The organism is Burkholderia sp. AcTa6-5, assembly GCF_017815075.1.
In the GTDB taxonomy this organism is placed as follows: domain Bacteria; phylum Pseudomonadota; class Gammaproteobacteria; order Burkholderiales; family Burkholderiaceae; genus Burkholderia; species Burkholderia sola.
The window spans coordinates 68,694-83,950 of record NZ_JAGIQE010000024.1 but is presented as its reverse complement, the minus strand read 5'-3'; the positions used below and the strand labels follow the sequence as shown (position 1 = coordinate 83,950).

The window sequence follows — 15,257 nt, the reverse complement described above, 5'->3', positions numbered from 1 at the left end:
CATCTTACCCAACCGCGCGGCGCAATGGTGCGCCGCACGGCGGGCCCGGCGGAACGCTCAGCCCTTGCGGGGCAGGTCCGACGCCTGGATCAGGAACACGGCGTCGTCGCCCGCGCTGGTGGGCAGCCACGTGAGCTCGAGGCCGCCGAACGCCGCTTCGACGTGCTCGCGCTCGTTGCCGATCTCGACGACGAGCACGCCGTCGTCATGCAGCCAGCGGTGCGCGTCGGCGACGATGCGTCGCACGATGTCCATCCCGTCGTCGCCGCCGGCGAGCGCCATCTCCGGCTCGTGCCGGTATTCGGGCGGCAGCGCGGCCATCGACGCGGCGTTCACGTACGGCGGGTTCGTCAGGATCACGTCGTAGCGCGAGTCGGGATCGGTGCGGAACGCGGGCAGCGGGGCGTAAAGGTCGCCGCGGTGCAGCCCGATGCGGTCTTCGAGGCCGTAGTCGCGCACGTTGATTTCCGCGACTTCGAGCGCCTTGTCCGACAGGTCGACCGCGTCGATCTCGGCGTTCGGGAACGCGCTCGCCGCGAGGATCGCGAGGCAGCCGGAGCCGGTGCACAGTTCGAGCACCGCGCCGACCTGCTCGGGATCGGCGACATACGGCTGCAGCCCGTCGTCGAGCAATTCGCCGATGAACGAGCGCGGCACGATCACGCGTTCGTCGACGTAGAAACGGTGGCCATGCATCCACGCTTCATGCGTGAGGTACGCGGCCGGCACGCGGTCGGCCGCACGTCGTTCGATCACCGCGAGCACGGCCGCGATTTCGTCGGGCAAGAGGCGCGCGTCGAGGAACGGCTCGAGCGTGTCGAGCGGCAGGTCGAGCGTATGCAGCACGAGGTAGGCCGCTTCGTCGTACGCGTTGTCGGAACCGTGGCCGAACGCGAGCTTTGCTTTCGAGAAGCGCGTGACCGCGTAGCGCAGCAGGTCGCGAACTGTGGCAAAAGGTGTCGTCATGCGAGGCTCCGTCAGGCGATCAGTTGTTCGAGCACGCGTCGGTACACGTTCTTCAGCGGGTCGACGAAGCGCACTTCGATGTGCTCGTCGATCTTGTGGATGCTGCCGTTCGGCGGGCCGAATTCGATCACCTGCGGGCAGATGCGCGCGATGAAGCGGCCGTCCGACGTGCCGCCCGTCGTCGATAGCTCGGTCGTGATGCCGGTCTCGGTGCGAATTGCGTTTTCCAGCGCGCCCGACAGTTCGCCGCGCGGCGTGAGGAACGGCAGGCCGCTCACCGACCACTTCAGCGTGTATTCGAGGCCATGCTTGTCGAGGATCGCATGCACGCGGGCCTGCAGGCCTTCGACGGTGCTCGCGGTCGAGAAGCGGAAGTTGAACATCAGGTCGGCGTGGCCGGGGATCACGTTGGTCGCACCGGTGCCGGCGTGCAGGTTCGACACCTGCCAGGTGGTCGGCGGGAAGTATTCGTTGCCTTCGTCCCATTGCTCGGCGGCGAGTTCGGCGAGCGCCGGCGCGAGCAGGTGGATCGGGTTCTTCGCGAGGTGCGGATACGCGATGTGGCCCTGCACGCCCTTGACGACCAGTTCGCCGGACATCGACCCGCGGCGGCCGTTCTTGACGACGTCGCCGAGCTCGGCGCTCGACGTCGGCTCGCCGACGATGCAGTAGTCGAGCCGCTCGCCGCGTGCCTGCAGCAGTTCGACGACCTTCACGGTGCCGTCGGTGGCCGGGCCTTCCTCGTCGCTCGTGATCAGGAACGCGATCGCGCCGCGGTGGTCGGGATGGGCCGCGACGAATTCCTCGGACGCGACGACGAACGCCGCGAGCGACGTCTTCATGTCGGCCGCGCCGCGGCCGTACAGCTTGCCGTCGCGATGGGCGGGAATGAACGGCGGCGACGTCCACTGTTCGAGCGGGCCGGTCGGCACGACGTCGGTGTGGCCCGCGAACGCGAGCAGCTTGCCGTCGCGGCCGTCGGTGCCGCGCTTGACGGCCCACAGGTTGGTCACGCCGTGCGACGCGATGGTCTCGCATTCGAAGCCGAGCGCGGCGAGGCGCTCGGTCATGATCTGCTGGCAGTGCTGGTCGTCGGGCGTCACGGACGCGCGGGCGATCAGCTGTTCGGTAAGGGCTAGGGTGGCGGACATGGTTCGGACCACTTTCGATAAAAAATGCCGGCGCGGTGGCCGGCAGCGACAGGGCGTCGGGCCAGCGCAAGCCCGTTATTAGCGTGAACAGGCCCTACGCCCGCAGGCGCGGCGCGGGCGGCCTTATGCGGCAAACAGCGCCGCGTATTGATCGGCCACGAACCCGAGCGATTTCACGCGGCCGTTGACGACGAGCACGGGACGCTTGATGACCGATGGCTTGTGGATCATCAGCGCGACCGCGCCGGTCTTCGTTTCGGCGGCCGCCTTCATCCCGTCGTCCAGGCCGCGCCACGTGGTGCCGCGCTTGTTCACGAGCGCGTCGAGCGACACGTCCTTCAGCCAGTCTTCGATCAGCGGCGCGCTGACGCCGAGCTTCTTGAAATCGTGGAACTCGAACTCGACGCCGTGATCGTCGAGCCACACGCGGGCCTTCTTCACGGTGTCGCAGTTCGGAATGCCGTAGACGACCACGGTGTGCGGCTTCGCCATCAGTCGCCTCGCAGCAGCTCGTTCAGGCCGACCTTCGCACGCGTCTTCGCGTCGACCTTCTTGACGATCACCGCGCAGTACAGGCTGTGCGAGCCGTCCTTCGACGGCAGGTTGCCGGCGACGACGACCGAGCCGGCCGGGATGCGGCCGTAGCTGACTTCGCCCGTCTCGCGGTCGTAGATCTTGGTGCTCTGGCCGAGGTACACGCCCATCGAGATCACCGAGTTCTCCTCGACGATCACGCCTTCGACGACTTCCGAGCGCGCGCCAATGAAGCAGTTGTCTTCGATGATGACCGGGTTCGCCTGCAGCGGCTCGAGCACGCCGCCGATGCCGACGCCGCCCGACAGGTGCACGTTCTTGCCGATCTGCGCGCACGAACCGACCGTCGCCCACGTGTCGACCATCGTGCCTTCGTCGACGTACGCGCCGATGTTGGTGTACGACGGCATCAGCACGACGTTCTTCGCGATGAACGAGCCGCGGCGCGCGATGGCCGGCGGCACGACGCGGAAGCCGCCCGCGGCGAAGTCTTCGGCCGTGTAGTTCGCGAACTTCGACGGCACCTTGTCGTAGAACTGCGAGTAGCCGCCGGCCGGCATCGGCGCGTTGTCCTCCAGGCGGAACGACAGCAGCACGGCCTTCTTCAGCCACTGGTGGACCGTCCAGTTGCCGTCGATTTTCTCGGCGACGCGCAGCGCACCCTTGTCGAGTTGCTCGATCGCGTGAGCGACGGCCTCGCGGACGTCGGCGGGCGCGGCCTTCGGCGACAGCTCGGCGCGGTTTTCCCAGGCGGTGTCGATGATTTGCTGAAGTTGTTGCGACATGTTCGTTTTCGCAGGAGATGGATGGAATTGATCGGGATGGACGTCTTACCGCGCGAGAGCGCGGCAGAAATCGACGATGCGTTGCGCGCCCTCGACGCATTCGGGGGTGCCCGCGACGAGCGCGATCCGGATGAAATCGCGGCCCGGGTTCGTGCCGTGCGCATCGCGCGCCAGGTACGAGCCGGGCAGAACCGTCACATTATAGTCGGCGTACAGGCGACGGGCGAACTCGGTGTCCGACAGGCCGGTGCGCGCGACGTTGGCCCACAGGTAGAACGCGGCGTCGGGCAGCTTCACGTCGATGACCTCGGCGAGCATCGGCGTGACCGTATTGAACTTCTGCAGGTACAGCGCGCGGTTCTCGCGCACGTGCGCCTCGTCGTTCCACGCGGCGATGCTCGCGTGCTGCCAGACCGGCGACAGCGCGGCGCCGTGGTACGTGCGGTACAGCAGGAATTGCTTCAGCAGCGCGGCGTCGCCGGCGACAAAGCCCGAGCGCATGCCCGGCACGTTCGAGCGCTTCGACAGGCTCGACAGCATCACGAGTCGTTCGAAGCCACGGCCGAGGCGGTGCGCGGCTTCAAGACCGCCGAGCGGCGGCGCCGCTTCGTCGAAATAGATTTCCGAATAGCACTCGTCGGACGCGATCACGAAGCCGTGGCGGTCGGACAGCACGAACAGCTCGCGCCAGTCGTCGAGCGTCAGCACGGCGCCGGTCGGGTTGCCCGGCGAGCACACGTACAGCAGCTGCGTGCGCGCCCACACTTCCTCGGGCACGGCCGCGTAGTCGCACGCGAAGTTGCGGGCCGGGTCGCTGTTCGCGAAATAGGGTTCGGCACCGGCCAGCAGCGACGCGCCTTCGTAAATTTGATAGAAGGGATTCGGACAGAGTACGATCGCCTTCTTGCCGTCCGCACGCGGCCGCGCGTCGATCACGGTCTGCGCGAGCGAGAACAGCGCCTCGCGCGAACCCGACACCGGCAGCACCTGCGTGGCCGCATCGATCGCCGGCAGTCCGTAGCGGCGTTCGAGCCAGCGCGCGATCGACGTGCGCAGCGCATCCGAGCCGGCGGTGGCCGGGTACGACGCGAGGCCGTCGAGCGCGGCCACCACGGCGTCGCGGATCAGCGCCGGCGTCGCGTGTTTGGGCTCGCCGATGCCGAAGCTGATCGGTTTCAGGTTGCCGGAAGGCGTACCGGCACCGGGCGTCACGTCCTTGAACAGGGCGCGCAGCTTTTCGAAGGGATAGGGCTGGAGCGAGTCGAGTCGAGGGTTCACGGGCGAAGCGGCCATCGCGGCCGGTTGGAGCGAAAGAAGCGGCGGGCGCGCCGCGCGGCTGCGAACGGGCGCCGGGGCGCGCGGTTCGCAACGGACGATTATAGCGTGACGGAATGCGGTCACGGCCTGCCGGAACGGCGGCCGGGGCGGTCGAATAAAGGGTATCGAACCAAATGAACAACGCGGTACGCGGCAGCCTGCCGACGCTGGCCATCCTGATTGGCGCGTCGGTATGGGGCCTGATCTGGTATCCGCTGCGGATCCTCGCGTCGCTCGGCGTGACGGGCACGCTGGCCAGTGCGCTGACGAGCCTCGTCGCGTTCCTGTTTGTGATCGTCGTGCGGCACCGCACGATCGCGACGCTGCGCTGGCACTGGGTGCTGCCGGGCATCGCGGTCACGGCCGGCGTGACGAACCTCGGGTTCGTCTGGGGCACGATCCACGGCGAGGTGCTGCGCGTGATGCTGCTGTTCTACCTGACGCCGGCCTGGACCGCGATCTACGCGCATTTCCTGCTGCGCGAACGGCTGACCTGGGCCGGCGCCGGGCTCGCGGCGCTGTCGATCGGCGGCGCGATGCTGATGCTGTGGTCGCCGGCGCTCGGCTTGCCGCTGCCGGCCAACCCGGCCGAATGGGCCGGCCTCGCGGCCGGGCTCAGCTTCGCGATGAGCAACGTGCTGGTGATCAAGGCGAGCCGCGAGCTGCCCGACATGCGCGCGGAGATGCGCACCGCGACGCTGTTCGGCGGCGCGGCCGTGTTCGGCGCGATCGCGTCGCTGTTCGAAGGGCTGCCGGCCGCGCCGGCGAGCGGCCAGCTGGGCGTGGCCGCGCTGATCATCGCGGCGATCGGCGTGACGATGGCGTCGAACAACCTGCTGGTCCAGTACGGCCTCGCGCGCGTGCCGGCGAACCGCGCGTCGATCATCATGCTGTTCGAGATCGTGATCACCGCGCTGTCCGCGTGGGTGTTCGCGAACGAGCTGCCGAGCGCGCGCGAGTGGGCGGGCGGCGCGTGCATCGTGCTGGCGACGCTGCTGTCGAGCCGGGTCCATCGTGCCGCGCCGGCACCGGACAAACCCGGCGACGGGCGGGACGGCTCACGCGCGATGGTATGATGGAAGCCGTTTGCGGGGCCCAACGCTGGATGCGCGCGGCCCCGTTTTTGAATTCCGGGGCGTGTGGCGCGCAGGGGCTCTCCGGCCCCGCGCCGTGCGGCCCCGTCCGTTTCACACCTTCTTCACATCCGATACCGCCGTGCGTCTGAGCTCGATCAAACTCGCTGGCTTCAAATCCTTCGTCGATCCCACGCATTTCCAGGTTCCGGGCCAGCTTGTCGGCGTGGTCGGCCCGAACGGATGCGGCAAGTCCAACATCATCGATGCCGTGCGCTGGGTGCTCGGCGAGTCGCGCGCGTCCGAGCTGCGCGGCGAATCGATGCAGGACGTGATCTTCAACGGTTCGACCGCCCGCAAGCCCGGCAGCCGGGCCAGCGTCGAACTGATCTTCGACAACTCCGACGGCCGCGCGGCCGGGCAGTGGGGCCAGTACGGCGAAATCGCCGTGAAGCGCGTGCTGACGCGCGACGGCACGTCGAGCTACTACATCAACAACCTGCCGGCGCGCCGCCGCGACATCCAGGACATCTTCCTCGGCACCGGCCTCGGGCCGCGTGCGTACGCGATCATCGGACAGGGCATGATCGCGCGGATCATCGAGGCGAAGCCGGAAGAGCTGCGCGTGTTCCTCGAGGAAGCCGCCGGCGTGTCGAAGTACAAGGAACGCCGTCGCGAAACCGAGAACCGCCTGCACGACACGCGCGAGAACCTGACGCGCGTCGAGGACATCGTCCGCGAACTCGGCGCGAACCTCGAAAAGCTCGAGGCGCAGGCGGTGGTCGCGACCAAGTACAAGGAACTCGTCGCCGACGGCGAGGAGAAGCAGCGCCTGCTGTGGCTGCTGCGCAAGAACGAGGCCGCGGGCGAGCAGCAGAAGCAGCAGCGCGCGATCGAACAGGCGCAGATCGACCTCGAGGCGCAGACGGCGAAGCTGCGCGAAGTCGAGGCGCAGCTCGAGACGCTGCGCGTCGCGCACTACTCGGCGAGCGACGCGATGCAGGGCGCGCAGGGCGCGCTCTACGAGGCGAACGCCGAGGTGAGCCGCCTCGAAGCCGAGATCAAGTTCATCGTCGAATCGCGCAATCGCGTGCAGGCGCAGATCGCCGCGCTGAACGCGCAGCGCGAGCAGTGGCGCGCGCAGGCCGAGAAGTCGCAGGACGAGCTCGAGGAAGCCGAAGAGGCGCGCGCGATGGCCGACGAGAAGGCCGCGCTCGCCGAAGACAACGCGGCCGCGAAGCACGATGCGCTGCCGGCGCTCGAAGCGAAGTGGCGCGACGCGCAGGCGCAGCTCAACGATGAGCGCGCGCGGATCGCGCAGACCGAGCAGTCGCTGAAGCTCGAAGCCGCGCACCAGCGCAACGCCGACCAGCAGCTCCAGCAGCTTCAGCAGCGCCACGAGCGCCTGAAGAGCGAAGCGGGCGGGCTCGACGCGCCGGACGAGACGCAGCTCGAAGAACTGCGCATGCAGTTGGCCGAGCAGGAAGAGATTCTCGCGGAAGCGCAGGCGCGTCTTGCCGACGCGCAGGAAACGGTGCCGCGTCTCGACGGCGAACGCCGCGCCGCGCAGGAGCGCGTGCAGGCCGAAGCCGCGCAGATCCACCAGCTCGAAGCGCGCCTCGCCGCGCTGAAACAGCTGCAGGACAACGTGCAGACCGAAGGCAAGATCCAGCCGTGGCTCGACAAGCACGAGCTCGGCGCGTTGCCGCGTCTGTGGAAGAAGCTGCACGTCGAGGCCGGCTGGGAAGCGGCGCTCGAGGCCGTGCTGCGTGAGCGCCTTGCCGCGCTCGAAGTGTCGAATCTCGACTGGGTGAAGGCATTCGCGACCGATGCGCCGCCCGCGAAGCTCGCGTTCTACGCGCCGCCCGCGGCCGGCGAACCGCCCGCTGCCGTGGCCGGGCTGAGTCCGGTGCTGTCGCTGGTGCGCATCGACGACGCGGGCATCCGCGCGGTGCTGAACGACTGGCTCGGCAACGTGTACGTCGCCGACGACGTCGCGCAGGCGCTCGCGACGCGCGCGCAACTGCCGGCGGGTGGCGCGTTCGTCGTCAAGGCCGGCCATATCGTCACGCGGGTCGGCGTGCAGCTGTACGCGGCCGATTCGGAGCAGGCCGGGATGCTGGCCCGTCAGCAGGAAATCGAAAACCTGACGCGTCAGGTGCGCGCGCAGGCGCTGCTCGCCGACGAGGCGCGCACGGCCGCCGTGCGGGCGGAAGCCGCGCACACGCAGGCCACGCAGGCGCTCGGCGACGTGCGCGCGCAGGCCGAACGCGCGACGCAGCGCGTGCATGCGCTGCAGATGGATGTGCTGAAGCTCGCGCAGGCGCACGAACGCTATACGCAGCGCAGCACGCAGATCCGCGAGGAACTCGAGGAAATCGGCGCGCAGATCGAGGAGCAGCGTGCCTTGCGCGCGGAGTCGGAAGCGAATTTCGAGCGCTTCGACGGCGAGCTCGCGGAACTGCAGGCGCGCTTCGAGGACAACCAGCTCGCGTTCGAGTCGCTCGACGAATCGCTGACGCAGGCGCGTCAGGAAGCGCGCGACCTGGAGCGCGGCGCGAACGATGCGCGCTTCGCCGCACGCAACGCGGTGACGCGGATCGACGAGCTCAAGCGCACGATCCAGGTCGCGCACGAGCAGAGCGAGCGCGTCGCCGCGTCGCTCGAAGACGCGCGCGCCGAACTCGAGACGATCAACGAGCAGACCGCGCATACGGGCCTGCAGGATGCGCTCGAGATTCGCGCGGTGAAGGAAGAAGCGCTGCAGGCCGCGCGGATCGAGCTCGACGACCTGACCGCGAAGCTGCGCGCGTCGGACGAGCAGCGGCTCGTCGCCGAGCGTTCGCTGCAGCCGCTGCGCGACCGCATCACCGAGCTGCAGCTGAAGGAGCAGGCCGCGCGCCTGTCCGTCGAGCAGTTCGCCGAGCAGCTCGCAACGGCCGAGGTCGACGAAACCGCGCTCGCCGCGAAGCTGACGCCCGATCTGAAGCCGTCGTACCTGCAGGGCGAAGTCACGCGCTTGAACAACGCGATCAACGCGCTCGGCCCGGTGAACATGGCCGCGCTCGACGAGCTGAAGGCCGCGAGCGAGCGCAAGGTGTTCCTCGACGCGCAATCGGCCGACCTGATCGACGCGATCACGACGCTCGAGGACGCGATCCACAAGATCGACCAGGAAACCCGCACGCTGCTGCAGGGCACCTTCGACGAGGTCAATCGTCATTTCAGCGATCTGTTCCCGCGCCTGTTCGGTGGCGGCCAGGCGAAGCTGATCATGACGGGCGACGAGATTCTCGACGCCGGCGTGCAGGTGATGGCGCAGCCGCCCGGCAAGAAGAACGCGACGATTCACCTGCTGTCGGGCGGCGAGAAGGCGCTGACCGCGACCGCGCTGGTGTTCGCGATGTTCCAGCTGAACCCGGCGCCGTTCTGTCTGCTCGACGAGGTCGACGCGCCGCTGGACGACGCGAACACCGAGCGTTTCGCGAATCTGGTCCGCGCGATGTCCGACAAGACGCAGTTCCTGTTCATCTCGCACAACAAGATCGCGATGGAAATGGCGCAGCAGCTGATCGGCGTGACGATGCAGGAGCAGGGCGTGTCGCGGATCGTCGCGGTGGACATGGAAACCGCCGCGGGTTTTGCCCAGAATTGACGTTTGACGAAACCGGACCGCGTTCGCGCGGCGCATGGGCGCCCGTTCGCGGTCCCGACGAAAAAGAATTGCTGATGGAGCGTGCATGGACGAGTTGACACTCGGTTTGATCGGCGCGGGCGCCGTCGTGGTAGGCGGCGTCGTGGTCTACAACGCATGGCAGGGCGCGAAAGTGCGGCGCAGGATGCCGCGCCCGATGCCGGAGGAAGCGGCCGAGGCGATGAACCGCCCCGAGCGTGACGAAGAGTTGCCGTTCATCGAGCCGGTGCGTCAGCCGGTGCGCCGCGAGCCTGCGGCACCTGTCGCGGCCGCTGCTGCTGCGACCGAAGCGGCGCGTGTCGAGCCGACGTTCGGCGGGGCCGCCGGCGGCGCGGCGCCGGCCGATACGCCGGCCGACCTGCAGGCCGAGGCGACGGGGGCCGATACGTCGTCCGAATCGAGCGAACCGGCTGTCGGCGAAGCAGCCGTGCCCGCCGCCGCGCACGAAGCGGCGGCCGAACCGGCCGGCCCAACCGAACCGGTGATGCCGGCCGCGACGACGGTCTCGTCGGCGCCGCCGGCGATCGTCGATCGCCGGATCGACTGCATCGTGCCGATCCGCCTCACCGGGCCGCTGCCGGGCGACAAGATCCTGCCGGTCGCGCAGCGGCTGCGCCGCGCGGGCAGCAAGCCCGTGCACATCGAAGGCAAGCCGGAAGGCGGCCAGTGGGAGCTGTTGCAGAACGGCGTGCGCTACGATGAGCTGCGCGCGGCCGCGCAGCTCGCGAACCGCAGCGGCGCGCTGAACGAGCTCGAATTCTCCGAGTTCGTGACGGGCGTCCAGCAGTTCGCCGATGCGATCGACGGCGCGCCGGAATTCCCCGACATGATGGAAACGGTCGCGATGGCGCGCGAGCTCGACGCGTTTGCCGCGCAGTGCGACGCGCAACTGTCGATCAACGTGATGTCGGACGGCGCGCCGTGGTCCGCGAACTACGTGCAGGCGGTCGCGTCGCAGGACGGGCTGCTGCTGTCGCGCGACGGCACGCGCTTCGTGAAGCTCGACGCGAAGCAGAATCCGGTGTTCATGCTGCAGTTCGGCGATACGAACTTCCTGCGCGACGACCTGACGTACAAGGGCGGCAACATGATCACGCTGGTGCTCGACGTGCCGGTGGCCGAAGAGGACATCCTGCCGTTCCGGCTGATGTGCGATTACGCGAAGTCGCTGTCCGAGCGGATCGGCGCACGCGTCGTCGACGATTCGCGCCGGCCGCTGCCGGAGTCGACGCTGCTCGCGATCGAGCAGCAGCTGATGAAGCTGTACGCGAAGCTCGAGGAAGCCGGCATCCCGGCCGGTTCGCCAGTCACGCGCCGCCTGTTCAGCCAGTAACGCGATCGCGCGGACGGCGCGCGTGGGTGCCGTCGTCCGTCGCCGCGGCGCACACCGCCCGGTGTGCGCTGCAGCACGTCATCGGGCCCGCATTGCGTGCCCCGCCGCGGCGTCAAACTGAGATAATCGGGCATCCGATTTTTTTCAGAACGACTCTGCCGCCAGCATGGCCCGAACCCAAGCCGAACCGCCAGCCAGCCAGCCCGACGCGCGCGCCGCATGGCTGCGCGACCAACTCGAGCGGGCGAACCACGCCTATTACGTGCTCGACCAGCCGGATCTGCCCGACGCCGAATACGACCGGCTGTTCCGTGAGCTGCAGCAGCTCGAAACCGACCATCCCGAACTCGTGACGCCCGATTCGCCGACGCAGCGCGTCGGCGGCGAAGCGGCCGGCGGCTTCACGCCCGTCGTCCACGATGCGCCGATGCTGTCGCTGAACAACGGCTTCGCCGACGAGGACATCGTCGCGTTCGACAAGCGCGTCGCCGACGCGCTCGCGAAGACGACCGATCTCGCCGGCTCGGTGACGGACCCCGTCGAATACGCGTGCGAACTGAAGTTCGACGGCCTCGCGATTTCGCTGCGCTACGAGCAAGGCGTGTTCGTGCAGGCCGCGACGCGCGGCGACGGGACGACGGGCGAGGACGTGACCGAGAACGTGCGCACGATCCGCTCGATTCCGCTGAAGCTGAAGGGCAAGCACGTGCCGGCGGTGCTCGACGTGCGCGGCGAGGTGCTGATGTTCAAGCGCGATTTCGCACGCCTGAACGAACGCCAGCGCGCGGCCGGACAACGCGAATTCGCGAACCCGCGCAACGCGGCGGCCGGCAGCCTGCGCCAACTCGACCCGAAGATCACTGAGCAGCGGCCACTGTCGTTCTTTGCGTATGGGATTGGTGTGCTCGACGGGATGCCGATGCCCGAAACACACAGTGCGCTACTCGATTGGTACGAGACGCTCCACTTACCGGTGAATCGCGAGCGCACGGTCGTGCATGGCGTCGACGGGTTGCTCAAGTTTTTCCGCAGGATTGGTGAGAAGCGCGAGTCGCTGTCGTATGACATCGACGGCGTCGTCTACAAGGTCAACCGGCGTGATGAACAGGAGCGACTGGGCTTTGTGTCGCGTGCGCCGCGCTTCGCGCTCGCCCATAAATTTCCCGCGCAGGAAGCGCTGACGAAACTTGTCGCGATCGACGTTCAGGTCGGCCGTACGGGCGCGATTACGCCCGTCGCACGGCTAGAGCCCGTATTTGTCGGCGGCGCGACGGTGACAAACGCGACGCTGCACAATGAGGACGAGGTGCGCCGCAAGGACATCCGGATCGGCGATATGGTGATCGTGCGGCGCGCCGGCGACGTGATTCCTGAGGTGGTTGGACGCGCCGAGCGATCAGAGGCGAGCGAGCAGGTTTCGGGCAACGAACGGGCACGTCGTTGCAAGCGTCGTCGGCATGCGTACGGTCGGATTAAATCAAAATCTCTAAATGAATCGGTTTCAAGCCTGAAGTCACCGCACCATCGTGAACGAGTTCAGTGGTTGAAATGCTTGAAAGCCTTAAGGCGGCGTTGTTTAGTTTTGAGAAAGGGTTATACCCGTCCATACTTGAGTGGACGTAACGAGCGCGCAAAAGAGTCGATGCGTGGGAAAGTGTTTTCGCTGCCCAAGTGTTGTCCGGTCTGTGGCTCGCGGATTGTGCGCGAGCCTAACGAGGCGATCGCGCGCTGCACGGGCGGGCTGTTCTGCCCGGCGCAGCGCAAGCAGGCGCTGTGGCATTTCGCGCAGCGCCGCGCGCTCGACATCGACGGCCTCGGCGAGAAGATCATCGACCAGCTCGTCGAGCTGAATCTCGTGCGTACGCCGGCCGACCTGTTCAATCTCGGTTTCGCGACGCTGGCCGAGCTCGACCGGTTCGCGGAGAAGTCCGCGCAGAATCTGCTCGATTCGCTCGAGAAGGCGAAGCATACGACGCTCGCGCGCTTCATCTACGGGCTCGGCATCCGTCATGTCGGCGAATCGACCGCGAAGGATCTCGCGAAGCATTTCGGCTCGCTGACGCCGATCATGGACGCGTCGATCGAGGAACTGCTCGAAGTGAACGACGTCGGGCCGATCGTCGCCGAGTCGATTCACCAGTTCTTCGCGGAAGAGCACAATCGCACGGTGATCGAGCAGTTGCGCGCGCCCGGCAAGGTCACGTGGCCGGAAGGGCCGCCCGCGCCGAAGGCGCCGCAGGGCGTGCTGGCCGGCAAGACGGTCGTGCTGACGGGCACGCTGCCGAATCTCACGCGCGATGCGGCGAAGGAGATGCTCGAAGCGGCGGGCGCCAAGGTGGCCGGTTCGGTATCGAAGAAGACGGATTACGTGGTCGCGGGCGCCGAAGCCGGCAGCAAGCTCGCGAAGGCCGAGGAACTCGGCATCCCCGTGCTGGACGAAGATGGTCTGCACCAACTCCTGGAGGGCAATACGCCATGATTCGCGAGATCCTGAAGATGGGCGACCCGCGCCTGCTCGAAATCGCCCAGCCGGTCGAGCGGTTCGATACACCCGAGCTGCACGAGATCGTCGCGGACATGTTCGAGACGATGCATCACGCGAACGGCGCGGGGCTCGCCGCGCCGCAGATCGGCATCGGGCTGCAGATCATCATCTTCGGCTTCGGCAACAACAACCGCTACCCGGATGCGCCGCCGGTGCCGGAGACCGTGCTGATCAACCCGAAGGTCGAGTACCTGCCGCCGGACATGGAAGAGGGCTGGGAAGGCTGCCTGTCGGTGCCGGGCATGCGCGGCGTCGTCAGCCGCTACGCGAAGGTGCGCTACAGCGGCTTCGACCAGTTCGGCCAGAAGATCGATCGTATCGCCGAAGGGTTCCATGCGCGCGTGGTCCAGCATGAGTACGATCACCTGATCGGCAAGCTGTATCCGATGCGGATCACCGACTTCACGCGCTTCGGTTTCACCGAGGTGCTGTTCCCGGGGCTCGACCCGGCCGACGACGATTGATCGGTCGCGCTCGCACAGAAAAGAAAAAGCCCGCTTGAAGCGGGCTTTTCCATTGCATCGCGCACTGGATGCGCTTGCGGTCAGAACGTCTCGTCGGCGGACAGGTAGCGCCATTGGCCCTGCGGCAGCGCGCCGAGCATCACGCGGCCCATCCGCACGCGCTTCAGGCCGATCACGTCGAGGCCGACCAGTTCGCACATGCGGCGGATCTGCCGCTTCTTGCCTTCGCGCAGCACGAAGCGCAACTGTTCGCCGTTCTGCCAGCTCACCAGCGCGGGCTTGAGCGGCACGCCGTCGAGCTCGAGGCCGTGGCGCAGCTTCGCGAGCGATTCCGCCGGGAAGTGCTGGTCGATGTCGATCAGTCGTTCGCCGAAGCGCACGCGCACCAGGTATTCCTTGTCGATGTCCGATTGTTCGCCGATCAGCTGCTTCGCGATTACGCCGTTCTGCGTGAGCACAAGCAGGCCGGTGGAGTCGATGTCGAGACGGCCGGCCGGTGCGAGCGCATGCAGGTGCTGCGGCGAGAACCGTACCGGCGAATGATCGCCGCTCCAGCGGTTCGCGCGCGTGATCAGCACGGCCGCCGGCTCGTAGCCGTCTTCCGCCTGACCCGACACGTAGCCGACCGGCTTGTGCAGCAGGATCGTCACTTGCGCGGCCTGCGCGGCGCTCGCGCGCTCGTCGATCTCGATCTTCTGGTCGGCGCGCACCTTGGTGCCGAGCGTGTCGATGCGTTCGCCGTCGACGAGCACCCAGCCCTTTTCGATCCATTCGTCGGCTTCGCGGCGCGAGCACATGCCGAGTTCGGACATCCGCTTCGACAGGCGCATCAGGCCCGTTTCGTCGCCGTAGTCGACGTCGGCTGCCGCGCGCTTGACCGGTTGCGCGGTCTTCACCGCGCCGAACGAACGGCGCTCGCCATCGCGCGCGGGGCGGGCCGGGCGGTCGCCGAAGCTGCGCTTCGCGTTTTCTCCGGCGGGCTTGTCGCGGTAGGACGGGCGTTTGCCATCGTCGCCACCTGCCGCGCGACGCGGACGGGCATCGTCGTCGTTGCGGCGGGCAGGACGATCGGACGACGTACGGCGGTCGCCGAAGCTGCGTTTTGCGCCTTCGCCGGATGCGTTGTCGCGATAGGACGGACGCTTGTCGTCGGCGCCTGTGCGGCGCGGACGTGCATCGTCATCGCTACGGCGCGGCGGCCGATCGGATGACGTGCGGCGGTCGCTGAAGCTGCGTTTTGCGCCTTCGCCGGATGCGTTGTCACGATAGGGCGGGCGCTTGTCGTCGGTGCCTGCGCGGCGCGGACGTGCATCGTCATCACGGCGCGGCGGACGATCGGACGACGGACGGCGGTCGCCGAAGCTGCGTTTTGCGCCTTCGCCGGATGCGTTGTCG

Annotated in this window: 11 protein-coding genes; 5 read left to right on the top strand and 6 right to left on the bottom strand. The window is 67.7% G+C overall.

The genetic code is table 11. From position 1 onward, the window contains the following. Positions 1-57 precede the first annotated feature (57 nt). The 5 genes from prmB to dapC all read right to left on the bottom strand — a co-directional run bounded on the left by prmB (position 58) and on the right by dapC (position 4,729). Positions 58-966, bottom strand: coding sequence for a 50S ribosomal protein L3 N(5)-glutamine methyltransferase (gene prmB / locus J8I33_RS27040; protein ID WP_050012913.1), 909 nt, complete (start codon positions 964-966; stop codon positions 58-60). An 11-nt stretch (positions 967-977) separates the two neighbouring features. Next, complete coding sequence (gene dapE / locus J8I33_RS27035; protein ID WP_124593996.1) at positions 978-2,117, bottom strand: succinyl-diaminopimelate desuccinylase; 1,140 nt, start codon at positions 2,115-2,117, stop codon at positions 978-980. A gap of 123 nt (positions 2,118-2,240) precedes the next feature. Then, positions 2,241-2,609, bottom strand: coding sequence for an ArsC family reductase (locus J8I33_RS27030; protein WP_050012911.1), 369 nt, complete (start codon positions 2,607-2,609; stop codon positions 2,241-2,243). Continuing rightward, positions 2,609-3,436 (bottom strand): 2,3,4,5-tetrahydropyridine-2,6-dicarboxylate N-succinyltransferase, encoded by an 828-nt coding sequence (dapD, locus tag J8I33_RS27025; protein ID WP_006478479.1) that lies wholly within the window; start codon positions 3,434-3,436, stop codon positions 2,609-2,611. Before dapD ends, J8I33_RS27030 begins: the two co-directional genes overlap by 1 nt. 45 nt (positions 3,437-3,481) lie before the next feature. Next, positions 3,482-4,729 (bottom strand): succinyldiaminopimelate transaminase, encoded by a 1,248-nt coding sequence (gene dapC, locus J8I33_RS27020; protein WP_209939453.1) that lies wholly within the window; start codon positions 4,727-4,729, stop codon positions 3,482-3,484. A 158-nt stretch (positions 4,730-4,887) separates the two neighbouring features. Here dapC and J8I33_RS27015 point away from each other — a divergent pair, with 158 nt between their 5' ends. The 5 genes from J8I33_RS27015 to def all read left to right on the top strand — a co-directional run bounded on the left by J8I33_RS27015 (position 4,888) and on the right by def (position 13,862). Further along, on the top strand, positions 4,888-5,829 hold the full coding sequence (locus tag J8I33_RS27015) for a DMT family transporter (protein WP_209927752.1): 942 nt from the start codon (positions 4,888-4,890) through the stop codon (positions 5,827-5,829). 139 nt (positions 5,830-5,968) lie between these two features. Further along, positions 5,969-9,481, top strand: a complete 3,513-nt coding sequence (gene smc, locus J8I33_RS27010; RefSeq protein WP_209939450.1) for a chromosome segregation protein SMC — start codon at positions 5,969-5,971, stop codon at positions 9,479-9,481. A gap of 85 nt (positions 9,482-9,566) precedes the next feature. Beyond that, entirely contained in the window at positions 9,567-10,853 is a 1,287-nt protein-coding gene (locus J8I33_RS27005) for a cell division protein ZipA C-terminal FtsZ-binding domain-containing protein (RefSeq protein ID WP_050012906.1), read from the top strand. A gap of 166 nt (positions 10,854-11,019) precedes the next feature. Continuing rightward, positions 11,020-13,332, top strand: a complete 2,313-nt coding sequence (gene ligA / locus J8I33_RS27000) for an NAD-dependent DNA ligase LigA (protein ID WP_209939449.1) — start codon at positions 11,020-11,022, stop codon at positions 13,330-13,332. Continuing rightward, the gene (gene def, locus J8I33_RS26995) at positions 13,329-13,862 is read left to right on the top strand and encodes a peptide deformylase (protein ID WP_050012904.1); all 534 of its coding nucleotides are present in this window, start codon (positions 13,329-13,331) and stop codon (positions 13,860-13,862) included. The genes ligA and def overlap by 4 nt, the downstream gene beginning before the upstream one ends. An 80-nt stretch (positions 13,863-13,942) precedes the next feature. Here def and J8I33_RS26990 read toward each other — a convergent pair. Continuing rightward, positions 13,943-15,257: pseudouridine synthase (locus J8I33_RS26990; RefSeq protein ID WP_245172440.1), on the bottom strand; the 1,315-nt coding region annotated here is incomplete at its 5' end.

Excerpts from the sequence above, each read along its gene's own strand:
- dapE (WP_124593996.1), bottom strand. The coding sequence starts at position 2,117 with ATGTCCGCCACCCTAGCCCTTACCGAACAGCTGATCGCCCGCGCGTCC.
- prmB (WP_050012913.1), bottom strand. The coding sequence starts at position 966 with ATGACGACACCTTTTGCCACAGTTCGCGACCTGCTGCGCTACGCGGTC.
- def (WP_050012904.1), top strand. The coding sequence starts at position 13,329 with ATGATTCGCGAGATCCTGAAGATGGGCGACCCGCGCCTGCTCGAAATC.
- J8I33_RS27005 (WP_050012906.1), top strand. The coding sequence starts at position 9,567 with ATGGACGAGTTGACACTCGGTTTGATCGGCGCGGGCGCCGTCGTGGTA.
- dapC (WP_209939453.1), bottom strand. The coding sequence starts at position 4,729 with ATGGCCGCTTCGCCCGTGAACCCTCGACTCGACTCGCTCCAGCCCTAT.
- J8I33_RS27015 (WP_209927752.1), top strand. The coding sequence starts at position 4,888 with ATGAACAACGCGGTACGCGGCAGCCTGCCGACGCTGGCCATCCTGATT.
- ligA (WP_209939449.1), top strand. The coding sequence starts at position 11,020 with ATGGCCCGAACCCAAGCCGAACCGCCAGCCAGCCAGCCCGACGCGCGC.
- J8I33_RS27030 (WP_050012911.1), bottom strand. The coding sequence starts at position 2,609 with ATGGCGAAGCCGCACACCGTGGTCGTCTACGGCATTCCGAACTGCGAC.
- dapD (WP_006478479.1), bottom strand. The coding sequence starts at position 3,436 with ATGTCGCAACAACTTCAGCAAATCATCGACACCGCCTGGGAAAACCGC.